Source organism: Archangium violaceum Cb vi76, from assembly GCF_000733295.1.
In the GTDB taxonomy this organism is placed as follows: domain Bacteria; phylum Myxococcota; class Myxococcia; order Myxococcales; family Myxococcaceae; genus Archangium; species Archangium violaceum.
On sequence record NZ_JPMI01000279.1, the window covers coordinates 1 to 12,625 of the forward strand.

Sequence of the window (12,625 nt, forward strand, 5' to 3'; positions counted from 1 at the left end):
GGAGTGGCTGCTGGCTGCCGAGTACGTGCTCGACGGTGGCAACGATCAGGTCATCCTCTGCGAGCGTGGCATCCGCACCTTCGAGACGGCCACGCGCAACACGTTGGATCTGGCGGCGGTGGCGTTGGCGAAGCAGCGGACGCACCTGCCGGTCATCGTGGATCCTTCGCACGCCACGGGCGAGCCGGAGCTCATCCAGCCCATGGCGCTGGCGGCGGCGGCGGCCGGGGCGGACGGGCTGATCATCGAGGTGCATCCCCGGCCCGAGCAGGCCCTGTGTGACGGGCAGCAGGCGCTCACACCGGAGCGATTCCAACAACTGATGCGGCGACTGCCGGGTGTGCTGGCCGCCATGGATCGTCACCTGTGGATGCCGGAGCTCCCGGCCCAGGTCGCGGGGGCTCGATGAGCGCCGAAGTCCAGCGGATGTTCTCCTCCATCGCCACGCGGTACGACGTGACGAACGAGGTCCTCTCCCTTGGTATCCACCGGCTGTGGCGGCGCGCGGCCGTGCGGCTCAGTGGCGCGCGGGAGGGCAGTGCCGTCCTCGACTGCGCCACCGGCACCGGAGATCTGGCGCTGGCCTTCAAGCGAAAGGTGGGCGCCTCGGGCCGGGTGGTGGGCACCGACTTCTGCAAGGAGATGTTGGATCACGCTCCGGCCAAGGCCGCCCGCGAGGGGCTCCCGGTGGAGTTCCAGGTGGCCGATGCCATGGCGCTGCCCTTCGCGGACGCCAGCTTCGACGTGGCCTCCATCGCCTTCGGCATCCGCAACGTGGATGACCCGGTGAAGTGCCTGAAGGAGATGGCCCGGGTGGTGCGCCCCGGCGGCCGCGTGGTGGTGCTCGAGTTCGGCCAGCCCACGGGCCTCTTCGGCGGCCTGTTCCGCCTCTACAGCAAGGTGATCATGCCCACCATCGGTGGCCTGCTCACCGGCAACCGGGCGGCCTACGAGTACCTTCCTCGGACCTCCGCCGCTTTCCCGGCTGGTGAGAAGTTCCTCTCACTGATGGAGCAATCCGACTCCTACAAAGAAAGGGTGGCCCATCCGATGACGTTCGGGACATCTTACGTTTATGTCGGGACCGTCCGCTGAGCAGAAGCACCAACTCGTCCAGCGCATCCTCGGAGCCGTGGATCCACGGCTCTCGCCAGCGCTGAGGGAAGAGCTCGCCCGGCCCGGTCCCCAGCTCCTGCCCACGCCCGGGCAGACGGTGGCCATCGCCGGGCATCGCTCCGCGGGCAAGACGCGTCTGCTTCCCCTGGTGAGCGCCCTGCTGGACAAGCAGGGAGTGGATCTGGATGTCGAGCTCGAGCGCCGCTCGGGCCGCAGCCTTCGCGATTGGGTGGCGCAGGACACCAACGGCTTCCGCGAGGCGGAGCGCGGCCTGTTCCTGCAGCTGCCTCGCGGCTCCGTCGTCGCCCTGGGCGGTGGCTTCCTCTCGCATCACCCGGAAGCGCTCCAGTCCTGCTACACCCTGCTCGTGCCCATCTCCTTCGAGACGTACCGCGAACGGCTCCTCGCCGACAAAACGCGCCCCCGGCTGCGGCCCGGTATGTCCCTGGAGGAGGAGCTGCACTCCATCTACCACCAGCGCCAGGTGCTCCACGCCGCCGTCCCCACCGTGGGCCTCGCCGATTTCCTGCGCGCCTTCGCTTCCTCCGGGAGCCCGTCATGACGCCGGCCCGTCGTGTCGTCACCCTCCCTCCGAGCCTCCGCGGCCCCGATGCCCTGCGCTTCGCCACCGAGGCCCGGAGCCGGGGCGCCGAGGTGCTGGAGGTGCGCACGGATCTGCATTCCGCCGACGCGGTGGATGCCGCGGCGCTCGCGGGCGTGATGGAGCTGCTCGTGTCCGAGCGCGGTACGGCGCTGCCTCCCGCGTGGGTGGCCGCCGCCCGGTGGGTGGATCGGGATGTCGTTCATGCCGGGGATCTGGCCGCTCCGGCCGGGAAGCTGCTGGCCTCGCACCACGCCGAGCGGCCCCTGTCCACCGAGGAGGCCCTTCGTCTGTGGGACGTGGCGCTTCCGAGTGGCTCCCTGGTGAAGCACATCGAGCCGCTCGGCGTGGAGTCCCGCGAGCGGATCTCCGTGCTGCTGGAGACCCAGGCCCGGCTGAAGGCGCGCTTTGGTGACGGGCGGGTCACCGTTCTCGCGATGGGGCCCACGGCGCTTCCCGTGCGCGCGGTGCTCGCTCGAGGCAATGTGCTCGATTACGTCGCCGTGGGCGGTGATTGGAAGGCCGCTCCGGGACAGCGGTTGCTCGCGGATGCAACCCGGGAAGCGAGATACCCTCACCCCGTCCCTCTCCCGGAGGGCGAGGGGAAATTGAGCAGGTTGGCGATCCTGGGGACCTCGATCGTCCACTCGCGCTCGCCTCGCATCCACCGCCAGCCCTTCGATCGCATCGACATCCCCGAGGATGCTCCCGTCGAGGCCCTCGTCGACGCCCTCCTCCCCCACTACCGCGGCTTCGCCGTCACCAGCCCCTTCAAGATCCGCCTCGCCCGGCACACCGGCTCGCCGCTCGACGCCATCAACACCCTCGTCCGCCGCCGCGATCGCTGGGAGTCCTTCAACACCGACACCGCCGGCGCTCGCTCCGTCCTCGAGCGGCTCGGAGCCCGGGACGTGTTCGTCCTCGGTGACGGGGGTGCCAGCGCCGCCATCCGCGTCGTGGGCACCGAAATGGGCTGTCAGCTCCGCTTCCTGCGCCGTGCGGAGATCTCCGGCCCGCTCTCCGGTCCTGGCATCTGGACCTGGCCGGATCGCATCACCCCACCCGACACCCTGCGCTTCGAGGGCGCTCGCGTCGCCGTCATCGCCTACGGGGCGCCGGCACGCCGCATCGCCACGGAAATCACCCGCCGCGGAGGGACTCCGCTGCTTCTCGGCGCGGCCTGGTTCATCGCCCAGGCCCGACAGCAGCGAGCCCTCTGGGAGACCGCTTCATGAATACGATTGGTACCCTCTTCCGCCTCACCACCTTCGGCGAGAGCCACGGCCCCGCGCTCGGCTCCATCATCGACGGCTGTCCGGCGGGCATTCCCCTCGCGCCCGAACTCATCCAGGCCGCGCTCGATCGCCGCCGTCCCGGCCAGTCCGCGCTCGTCACCGCGCGCGCCGAGCCGGATCAGGTGGAGATCCTCTCCGGTGTCTTCGAGGGCAAGACGCTCGGCACGCCCATCGCGGCCATCGTGCGCAACACGAACCAGCGCTCCGGGGACTACGAGAAGCTCAAGAGCGAGGATCGTCCCGGCCACGCCGATGCCGTCTGGCGCGAGCGCTTCAAGCACCGCGACCACCGCGGCGGTGGGCGCACCAGCGGCCGGGAGACGCTCTGCCGCGTCATCGGCGGCGCCGTGGCCGAGGCCTACCTCGCCCAGGCCTTTCCCGAGGTGCGCACCGTCGCCTGGGTGTCGCAGGTGGGCAACCTGACGTCCGCCATTCCCGCGCCCGGCCTCACCCGCGCCATGGTGGATGAGCACCCGACCCGCTGCCCGGATCCGGTGGCCCGCGAGGAGATGTCCAAGCGCATCCTCGCCGCCAAGGAGGCCGGAGACAGCCTCGGTGGGTGCATCGACATCCGCGTCGAAGGCGTCCCCGTGGGGCTCGGCGAGCCCATCTTCGGCAAGATGAAGTCGCTGCTCGCGCACGCGCTGGGCAGCGTGGGCGCCGTCACCGGCGTCATCTGGGGCCCGCCGGATCTGATCTCGCGCATCGAACAGCCCGGCAAGATCTTCCACTCGCAGAAGGACACCTACGGCGGCATCCAGGGTGGCCTGGCCAATGGCGAGCCCGTGGCCGTGCGCGTCTACTTCAAACCTCCCGCCACGCTCGCGGAGCACGCGAAGTCCGGGCGTCATGATCCCTGCATCATGCCGCGCGCCGTGCCCGTGCTGGAGTCCATGGTCTCGCTCGTGCTGGCGGACCTCGTCCTTCAACTCAACGCCCGGCCCCACTCCGCATGATCCAGCTCTCTCCTGGCGCCTACCGTCACGCCACCGACCGGTGGGGCTCCTTCAAGCGTCTGTGCGCCACCCTTCCCGAGGGCAGCTTCGCCGTCGTGGATCGCCGGGTGGCCCGTCTGCACCCCACCCTCATTCCCTCCCTCAAGGCGCGCAAGCCCCACACCATCGTGCAGCTCACCGGCGGTGAGGTCGCGAAGACCTTCGAGGCCCTGGAACAACTGATGGCCGCGGGCCTGTCGATGCCGCGCTCGGGCACGCTGATCGCCATCGGCGGAGGCACCATCGGCGACGTGTCCACGGTGGCCGCGCACCTGCTGAAGCGGGGCGTGCGGCTGGTGCAGGTGCCCACCACGCTGCTGGCGGCGGTGGACAGCAGCCTGGGCGGCAAGGGCGCGGTGGACATGACCGTGCGCGGCCGCGTGGTGAAGAACCCGGTGGGCGTCTTCCACTACGCCGACGAGGCGTGGCTGTGCCCCGAGTTCTACGAGAGCCTCTCGGACACGCAGATTCGAGAGGGCGCGCTCGAGGCCTGGAAGATGGTGGCCAGCCTCGACGAGGAGCTCTTCCGCGCGTACACGCGCCGGGCTCCCGCGCTGGAGCGGATGGTGAAGGACGCGCGGCGCCTCAAGGAGTCCGTCTGCGCGAGGGATCCGTACGAGCACGAGGGCCTGCGCCGGGTGCTCAACTTCGGCCACACCTTCGGCCACGTGCTGGAGAGCGTCTCGCACTTCGAGCTGTCACACGGGGACGCGGTGGGCCTGGGCATGCTGTGCGCGCTGGACGTGGGGCGCGCCATGGGCATCACCCCGGAGGACGTGGCCTGGCGGGTGGAGGACGCGCTGCACCAGGGGCCGGGAGTGCTCGGCCGGGAGCGGACGGCGGACCTGCTCGAGGGCGCGGCGATCAAGGACGTGATGGCCCTGCTGGCCGCGGACAAGAAGACCGGCAGCGCCGGTGAATTGCGGATGGTGCTGCTCACCGACGTGGGCCACGCCGAGGTGCGCGACGTCTCCGCGGACGTGTGGCGTGCGCTGTGGCCGGCCTGGAGCCGAGGAGTTCGCCCATGAGTCAGATTCACGTCGATTCGAGCCAGCTCACCCCGGCGGTCCTCACGCCGCCCATCTCCAAGTCGGACGCGCAGCGGGCGCTGGTGCTGGCGCACCTCACGGGCACGTGGCCCCTGCCCGTGCTCCAGGAGGAGCCCGAGGACTTCCTGGCCGCGGACGTGCGCGTGCTGACCCGGGGCATCAACACCCTGCGCCAGCCGCCCGGCACCGTGCGCGACGTGGATTGCGCGGACGGTGGAGCCCCCTTCCGCATCTTCGTCACGCAGGCCGCGGTGACGCCGGGTGCGCACGTGCGCATCACGGGCACGCCCCGGCTCGGCGAGCGGCCCCATGGTCCCCTCTTCGAGTCCCTGCGCGAGGCGCTCGGCCCCTCGGGGCTGGTGCTGAAGGAGGGCAGCCCCTGGCCGGTGGAGATCAAGGCGCCCGACCGGACGGGGGAGCCCGTGTTCCGCGTCCCGGGAGCGCAGAGCAGCCAGTACGCCTCCAGCCTGCTGCTGGGCTGCGCGGCCCTGTACCTGCGCGAGCGCCGCCCGTGGCGGGTGGAGATCATCGGCCCGCTGACGAGCGCGGGCTACCTGGAGCTCACCGTCTCCTGGCTGCGCCGCTTCGGCTTCACCGTGCGGGAGCAGGAGGGCCGCTTCGAGGTGACGGACTACCGGGCCCCCGAGCGCACCCCGGCGATGCCGGGTGACTGGTCCTCCCTGGGTTACCTGCTGCTCATCTCCTGGCGCACGGGAGGGAGCGTGGAGCGGGCGGACCTCGACAGCGCGCACCCGGACCAGGCGCTGGTGCGGCTGGTGGAGCGCGCGGGCCTGAAGGCGGTTCCCGGAACGGGCCCCAACACCCTGCGGATGACGGGGACGGCCCGGGACGGGCTGGTGGCCTCGGGAACGGAGTGCCCGGACCTGCTGCCCACCCTGGCGGCGCTGGCCCTGGTGCTGCCGCGCCCCTCCACCCTCACGGATGTGGGAGTGCTGCGCCTCAAGGAAAGCGACCGGCTGGAGGGAATACGCACCCTGGTGTCCGCTTTTGGAGGCACCACCCACCTGGAGGGCGAGACCCTGACAATCCACCCTCCTACCTCCCATCCGCCGCGCTTCTCCATGGACAGCCGGGGGGATCACCGCCTGGCCATGGTCGCGGCTACGCTCTCTGTTCTATCCGGTGTGCCCCTTTCCCTCACCGGACCTGAATGCGTGGAGAAGAGTTTCCCGGGCTTCTGGCGGCAGTTGGAGCGCACAGGGGTTCGTCTCACGTCTTGAACGGGCGATGCCCGGGGGAAACGCGGCCCCCCGGGTGCAGTTCTTTTTTGTTGAAAGCGCTCCGCCGCATGTGAAAAGTCCCGCTCATGTCAAAGGACACGCTGACCATCACGGACAACCGGACCGGGAAGACGTACGAGGTCCCGATCGAGAACGGCTGCATTCGCACCAACGCTCTCCGGCAGATCAAGGTCTCGGAGGAAGACTTCGGTCTGATGGGTTACGACCCGGCGTTCCTGAACACGGCCAACTGCAAGAGCGCCGTCACCTTCATCGACGGTGACAAGGGCATCCTCGAGTACCGGGGCTACCCCATCGAGCAGCTCGCGGAGAAGTCGTCGTTCATCGAGGTGGCCTACCTCCTGCTCAACGGCGAGCTCCCGACGCCCAAGCAGCTCGAGGAGTTCAACTACCTCGTCACGCACCACACGTACGTGCACGAGAACATCAAGTCCTTCATGGACGGGTTCCGCTACGACGCGCACCCCATGTCCATGCTGTCCTCCACGGTGGCGGCGCTCTCGGGCTTCTACCCGGACGCGAAGAACACCAAGGACGAGCGCAGCCGCCGCATCCAGATGACGCGGCTCATCGCGAAGATGCCCACCATCGCGGCGTTCTCCTACCGCCACAGCATGGGCCTGCCCTACGTCTACCCGGACAACGATCTGTCCTATGTGGGCAACTTCCTGGCGATGATCCGGAAGATCGGCACCACGACGTACAAGGTCCACCCGACGCTGGAGAAGGCGCTGGACGTGCTCTTCATCCTGCACGCGGACCACGAGCAGAACTGTTCGACGACGTCGGTGCGCACGGTGGGCTCCTCCGAGGTGGATCCCTACTCGGCGGTGTCGGCGGGCATCTCGGCGCTGTACGGCCCGCTGCACGGTGGAGCGAACGAGGCCGTGCTGCGCATGCTGCGGGAGATCGGCCACGTGTCGAAGGTGCCGGACTTCATCAAGGCGGTGAAGGGCGGCGAGGGTGAGAAGAAGCTGATGGGCTTCGGTCACCGCGTGTACAAGTCGTACGATCCGCGCGCGAAGGTCATCAAGCGCGTGGCGGACGAGGTCTTCGAGATCACCGGCAAGAACCCGCTGCTGGAGATCGCGCTGGAGCTGGAGAAGATCGCGCTGCAGGACGAGTACTTCGTGAAGCGCAAGCTGTACCCGAACGTGGACTTCTACTCGGGCCTCATCTACGAGGCGATGGGCTTCCCGGTGGAGATGTTCCCGGTGCTGTTCGCCATTCCGCGCACGGTGGGTTGGGTGACCCAGTGGGAGGAGATGGTGAAGGACTCGGAGCAGAAGATCGCGCGTCCGCGTCAGGTGTACACGGGCTCCAAGCGCCGCGACTACGTGGCGATGAAGGACCGCAAGTAGAGCCATTTCCCCTCTCCCACCGGGAGAGGGACGGGGTGAGGGTGCCACGGGTTCCGAGCACCCTCTCCCTCTGGGAGAGGGCTGGGGTGAGGGTCAGTGGACCCACGCCTTGGCCCTCTTGGCGTTTGAGGCCCCCTACCCCGCGCGGGCGGAAACAGAGGGCTCGTCGGAGTACAGGGAGTCGATGAGGTCCTTGTACCGGGCCTCGATGACCTGGCGGCGCATCTTCATGCTGGGAGTCAATTCGCCGTTGGCGACGGAGAAGTCCTCGGCGAGGACGGCGAAGCGCTTGATGGTCTCGAAGCGGGCCAGGCGGGGGTTCACCTCGCGCTCGATGGCCTCGTGAAGGTGCTGGCGGAGACGAGGCTCGGCGGCAAGTGAGGAGAGCTCCTCGGGCCAACCATTCTGTCGAGCCAGGGCGCGGCTGCGCTCGGGGTCCAGGGTCAGCAGGGCCACGAGGTAGTTGCGGCGCTCGCCGAGCACGAGCGCATGGCCCACGGGAGCCACGGCCTTGAGGAGCAGCTCGATGGGGGCCGGAGCGGTCTTCTTGCCGCCGGAGGTGACGAGGATCTCCCGCTTCCGGCCGGTGATGTGGAGGAACCCCTCGGAGTCGAGGTGGCCCACGTCGCCCGAGTGCAGCCAACCGTCCTTGAGCAGCTCGGCGGTGGCGGCGGGGTCCTTGAAGTAGCCCTGGCAGACGCCGCCGCCGCGCACGAGGATCTCCCCGTCATCGGCGATCAGGAGCTCCACGCCCAGCAGGGGCCGCCCGAGCGTGCCCAGGCGCGTGGCGTCGGGGGTATTGAGGGTGGTGGGCCCACACACTTCGGACTGGCCGTAGACCTCGCGGATGATGATGTCGAGCGAGGCGAAGAACTCGAGCACGTCGCGGCCAATGGGGGCGGCGCCACTGCTGAAGAAGTGGGTGCGGTCGAAGCCCAGCTTCGAGAGCAGGGCCGGGAAGACGGTGCGCCGGGCGAGCTGGTACTGGCCCTCCAGGGACAGCGGCACGCGCTCGTGGCGCAGGACGAGGGCGTTGCGCTGGACGGCCACCCCGCGGGCCCAGCCCACGGCACCCTGCCGGGCGGTGGGCAGCGCGCGGAGGGCCTCCTCCAGCCGGCCCTTGAGCTTCTCCCAGACGCGGGGCACTCCGAAGAAGACGGTGGGCCGGGCGTCGCGCAGATCCTCCGGAACCTTCTCCAGGGAGCGCGCGAAGTACACCTCGGCGCCGACGAGGAGGGGGGCATGGATGCTGAGCATCTGCTCGGCGATGTGGGCCAGGGGCAGGTACGACAGGAGCACCTCGTCGTCCCCGGCCATGCGGGTGGCGCGCATGAGCTGCGTGGCCGTCCAGACGAGGTTCTGGTGGCTGATCATCACGCCCTTGGGGCTGCCGGTGGTCCCCGAGGTGTAGATGAGGGTGGCGAGCCCCCCGGGCTGGAGGTCATTGACGGCGTCCCAATAGGGCCCCTCGTCGATGCCGGTGCCGCGCGCCAGCACCTCGGCGTAGCTCAGGACGCCCTTGGGGAGCGGGGCCTCGGGGGGGTCCAGGACGATGATGTGGCGCAGCCGGGGCACCCGCTCGCGCACGGCGAGGGCGGTGGCCAGGTGCTGCTCGTTCTCCACCACCAGGTGGCCCGCCTCGCAGTGGTCCACGAGGTACTGGACCTGCTCGGGGCTGCTGGTGGTGTAGACGCCCACGGGGACGCCCCCCAGGGCCATGGCGGCCAGGTCCGCCACCAACCACTCCTCGCGGTTGAAGGACAGGAGGGGCAAGGTGTTTCCCCGCTGGAAGCCCAGCGAGCGCAAGCCCAGGGCGAAGCGCTTCACCCGGGTGGCATATTCGTGCCACGAGGTGGGCACGTACGTGCGTCCCTTGCGCGTCCACAGCGCCGGACGGTGTTGCCGCCGGCTGGCCTGATCCTGGAGCGCATGCACCATCGTCCTGGGAGTGTCCATTGGGATTCCGAGGCTACTGAAACCGGGTGGCGGCTCTCCACGGGCGTTGACAGGTCACCAGAGCCCTATGTATTCCGCGCCACGCACATGACGATCGATCTGACTTGCCAGAAGTGCGAGGGCACCTTCGAGCTGGATGTTCAGGATCTCATTGATGGGACGGAGAAGCTCGCCTGCCCTCATTGCAGTCAGAAGGCCCCCACCAACATCCAGGAGGACTTCGTCTCGGCGCTCACCGAGATGAGGACCCAGGTGGCCGCGCTGGGCAAGCGCTTCGCCGTCTCGCTCGCGCTGGAAACCGAGGACCTGGAGGACGAGCTCGACGAGGACGAGGAATCCGACGAGGACGAGGAGTCCGACGACGAGGAGCTGGACTTCGACGAGGACGAGGACGTCGAGGACGAGGAGGACTACGACGAGGACGAGGACGAGCGCTGACGCTCGCCCGTCTACCCCGCCCTGACGTTTTTCACGGGGGGGCGGGTGGTGTGAGGCTGGGGAGCAGGCGGGCACGAATCGGAGCCCTCCCGCCCCCGACGCACATGCACACGTTTGCAGGGTGAAAACGTCCATCCCTGCAGCTTTCGTCCTGGCTCCGCTGTCCGCCGCGCTGCTCGCCCTGGGAGTGCTCTTCCTCCCCGGCTTTGGCGCTCCACCCGCGCACGCGACCGCCGCGCCGAAGGACAGCGAGGCCTGCGTTCCCAAGCAGGGAGGAAACCCCGCCGCCTGTAAGGAGTTGGTGCGCCTCCAGGTGCGGGACGTGATTCCGCTCGTCGAGGCGCAGACGCACGCGGTGGTGCTCACCACGGAGGACGGGGCGCTGGTGTTGCCCATCTTCGTGGACGAGTCGGCCGCGGTGGCCATCGCCTTCCGGCTGGCACACCTGAGGCCGCCACAGCCGCTCTCGCAGGATCTGCTCGGCTCGGTGGTGACGGAGCTGGGCGCCAAGGTAACCGAGGTGCGCATCGATGATCTGCGCGATGACATCTACACGGGCCGCGTCTTCCTCGAGCAGGGCAAGCGCAAGGTGACGCTGGACGCGAGACCCTCGGACTCCATCGCCATGGCGCTGGATGGCGAGGCGCGCATCATGGTGACGCGCAAGGTGCTGGACGAGGCCGGCATCAGCCGCGAGGAGATCGACGCACTGCGCGAAGACGGCCCGGGCGTGGGCGGGAGCGGCGACCCCCACCTGATGGACGAGCCGCTCGAGATGGAGCCCCTGGATCCGCACCAGGGCCTGCCGCCGCCGGGCCTGGCTCCGAAGCTGGCGCCCAAGACGGACGAGATCAGCCTGTAGGGCCCACGTCCGTGGAACCCCGCAAAGGCGAAAGCCCGGCCCCCCCTCCAGGGACGCCGGGCTTTCTCGCGACGTAGGCACGAAGCCGTGAAACCGAGGACTGCTTCCGCCGACGCCGTCGCTGTCGCCCGCGTTGGCGCCAAGTATTCCCGAGGACGCAAAGCTGTCAAGGCGGCTCCGGGCGCCTAGGATGTGCGCCCATGCGCAAGGCGAAGATCATCTGCACGCTGGGACCGTCCTCGGACTCGGCCGAGGTCATCGAGGAGCTCATCCGCTCCGGGATGAACGTGGCGCGGCTCAACTTCTCGCACGGCTCGCACGACCAGCACCGCCGCCGGGTGAATCTGATCCGCCGGGCCTCCAAGAAGCTGGGGATGCCGGTGGCGATCCTCCAGGACATCCAGGGCCCGAAGATCCGCCTGGGCAAGTTCGAGGGCGGGTGCCTGGAGGTGAAGACGGGCCAGACGGTGGTGGTGACGACGCGGGAGCTGCTGGGGCACGAGAGCATCATCCCCACGCCCATCCGCTCGCTGCCCAGGGACGTGGAGCCGGGACACCCCATCCTGCTGGATGACGGGCGGGTGCGGCTGAGGGTGAAGAAGGTGCAGGGCAAGGACGTCACCTGCATGGTGGAACTGGGCGGGATGCTGAAGGACCACAAGGGCCTGAACCTGCCGGGGGCGCACGTGTCGGTGCCCACCATCACGGAGAAGGACGCGGAGGATCTGGCGTTCGGGCAGGAGGTGGGCGTGGACTACGTGGCGCTCTCCTTCGTGCGCACGGCGAACGACATCAAGGAAGCGCGCAAGTTGGTGGCGAAGCTCAACACGCCGCTGATCGCGAAGATCGAGAAGCCGCAGGCGGTGGCGGACCTGGAGGCGATCGCGCGCGAGGCGGACGGCATCATGGTGGCGCGAGGCGACCTGGGCGTGGAGATGCCGCTGGAGAAGCTGCCGGCCATTCAGAAGCGGATGGTGGCCACGGTGAACCGGATGGGAGGCCTGGTCATCGTCGCCACGGAGATGCTGGAGAGCATGGTGAACAACGCGAGGCCCACGCGCGCCGAGGTCTCGGACGTGGCCAATGCCATCCTGGATGGGGCGGACGCGGTGATGCTCTCGGGGGAGACGGCGGCGGGCAAGTACCCGGTGCAGGCGGTGGCCACCATGGCGAGGATCGTCGAGGAGACGGAGTCCGGGGTGGTGAGGAACCTGGAGCACCCGCCCTTCCCGGACGCGAAGGACGACATCTCCACGGGCGTGGCGGCGGCGGCGGTGGCGGCGGCCGAGCAGATGAAGATCGGCACCATCGTGGCGTACACGGAGCGGGGCCTGACGGCGCGGCTCATCTCGGAGTTCCGGCCGACGGCGCAGATCATCGCGCTGACGCCGAACCCGGAGACGGTGAACCGGATGGCGCTCTACTGGGGGGTGAAGGCGCTGCAGGTGGGCCGGTTGCAGTCGACGGACGCGATGCTGCGTCAGGTGCGGCGGCTGTGCCGCGACGAGGGCATCTGCAAGGTGGGGACGCCGGTGGTGATCGTGGCGGGCGTGCCGCTCAACGAGCCGGGGCGCACCAACATGATGTCGGTGCACCGCATCTAAACCATCCCGGACGAAGAGCGAGGACCCGTGGATGTCCCCTCTCCCTCTGGGAGAGGGTCAGGGTGAGGGTCTACACGCAGGGGACG

11 protein-coding genes and 1 pseudogene are annotated in these 12,625 nt (G+C 69.2%); 11 read left to right on the top strand and 1 reads right to left on the bottom strand.

What is annotated here, in order from left to right; all coding sequences use genetic code 11:
- The 8 genes and pseudogenes from Q664_RS38780 to Q664_RS38815 form a co-directional block, all read left to right on the top strand.
- Positions 1–409, top strand: a pseudogene (locus Q664_RS38780) (3-deoxy-7-phosphoheptulonate synthase); the annotation flags it as partial.
- Positions 406–1,095: a bifunctional demethylmenaquinone methyltransferase/2-methoxy-6-polyprenyl-1,4-benzoquinol methylase UbiE gene (gene ubiE, locus Q664_RS38785; protein WP_043407990.1), complete on the top strand. Its 690-nt coding sequence runs from the start codon at positions 406–408 to the stop codon at positions 1,093–1,095. The pseudogene Q664_RS38780 and the gene ubiE, both read left to right, overlap by 4 nt.
- Positions 1,076–1,678 carry a shikimate kinase gene (locus tag Q664_RS38790; RefSeq protein WP_043407992.1) on the top strand — a complete coding sequence of 201 codons (603 nt, stop codon included), beginning with the start codon at positions 1,076–1,078 and terminating at the stop codon, positions 1,676–1,678. Before ubiE ends, Q664_RS38790 begins: the two co-directional genes overlap by 20 nt.
- Positions 1,675–2,952, top strand: coding sequence for a shikimate dehydrogenase (locus tag Q664_RS38795; protein ID WP_043407994.1), 1,278 nt, complete (start codon positions 1,675–1,677; stop codon positions 2,950–2,952). The genes Q664_RS38790 and Q664_RS38795 overlap by 4 nt, the downstream gene beginning before the upstream one ends.
- Positions 2,949–3,968 carry a chorismate synthase gene (gene aroC / locus Q664_RS38800; RefSeq protein ID WP_043407996.1) on the top strand — a complete coding sequence of 340 codons (1,020 nt, stop codon included), beginning with the start codon at positions 2,949–2,951 and terminating at the stop codon, positions 3,966–3,968. The genes Q664_RS38795 and aroC overlap by 4 nt, the downstream gene beginning before the upstream one ends.
- Positions 3,965–5,035 (top strand): 3-dehydroquinate synthase, encoded by a 1,071-nt coding sequence (locus tag Q664_RS38805; RefSeq protein WP_043407999.1) that lies wholly within the window; start codon positions 3,965–3,967, stop codon positions 5,033–5,035. Before aroC ends, Q664_RS38805 begins: the two co-directional genes overlap by 4 nt.
- Positions 5,032–6,297: a 3-phosphoshikimate 1-carboxyvinyltransferase gene (locus Q664_RS38810; RefSeq protein ID WP_052519197.1), complete on the top strand. Its 1,266-nt coding sequence runs from the start codon at positions 5,032–5,034 to the stop codon at positions 6,295–6,297. The genes Q664_RS38805 and Q664_RS38810 overlap by 4 nt, the downstream gene beginning before the upstream one ends.
- 86 nt (positions 6,298–6,383) lie before the next feature.
- On the top strand, positions 6,384–7,679 hold the full coding sequence (locus Q664_RS38815; protein WP_043408006.1) for a citrate synthase: 1,296 nt from the start codon (positions 6,384–6,386) through the stop codon (positions 7,677–7,679).
- A gap of 135 nt (positions 7,680–7,814) precedes the next feature.
- Here Q664_RS38815 and Q664_RS38820 read toward each other — a convergent pair whose 3' ends face one another.
- Entirely contained in the window at positions 7,815–9,635 is a 1,821-nt protein-coding gene (locus Q664_RS38820) for an AMP-dependent synthetase/ligase (protein ID WP_235217057.1), read from the bottom strand.
- 87 nt (positions 9,636–9,722) lie between these two features.
- Between Q664_RS38820 and Q664_RS60280 the strand changes: the two genes are divergently transcribed.
- The 3 genes from Q664_RS60280 to pyk all read left to right on the top strand — a co-directional run bounded on the left by Q664_RS60280 (position 9,723) and on the right by pyk (position 12,539).
- Complete coding sequence (locus Q664_RS60280) at positions 9,723–10,073, top strand: hypothetical protein (RefSeq protein WP_043408008.1); 351 nt, start codon at positions 9,723–9,725, stop codon at positions 10,071–10,073.
- A 121-nt stretch (positions 10,074–10,194) separates the two neighbouring features.
- Positions 10,195–10,935: a bifunctional nuclease family protein gene (locus tag Q664_RS38830; protein ID WP_043408011.1), complete on the top strand. Its 741-nt coding sequence runs from the start codon at positions 10,195–10,197 to the stop codon at positions 10,933–10,935.
- A gap of 200 nt (positions 10,936–11,135) precedes the next feature.
- A complete protein-coding gene (gene pyk / locus Q664_RS38835) occupies positions 11,136–12,539 on the top strand; it encodes a pyruvate kinase (RefSeq protein WP_043408014.1) in 1,404 nt (467 codons plus the stop codon).
- The last annotated feature ends 86 nt before the right edge of the window (positions 12,540–12,625 follow it).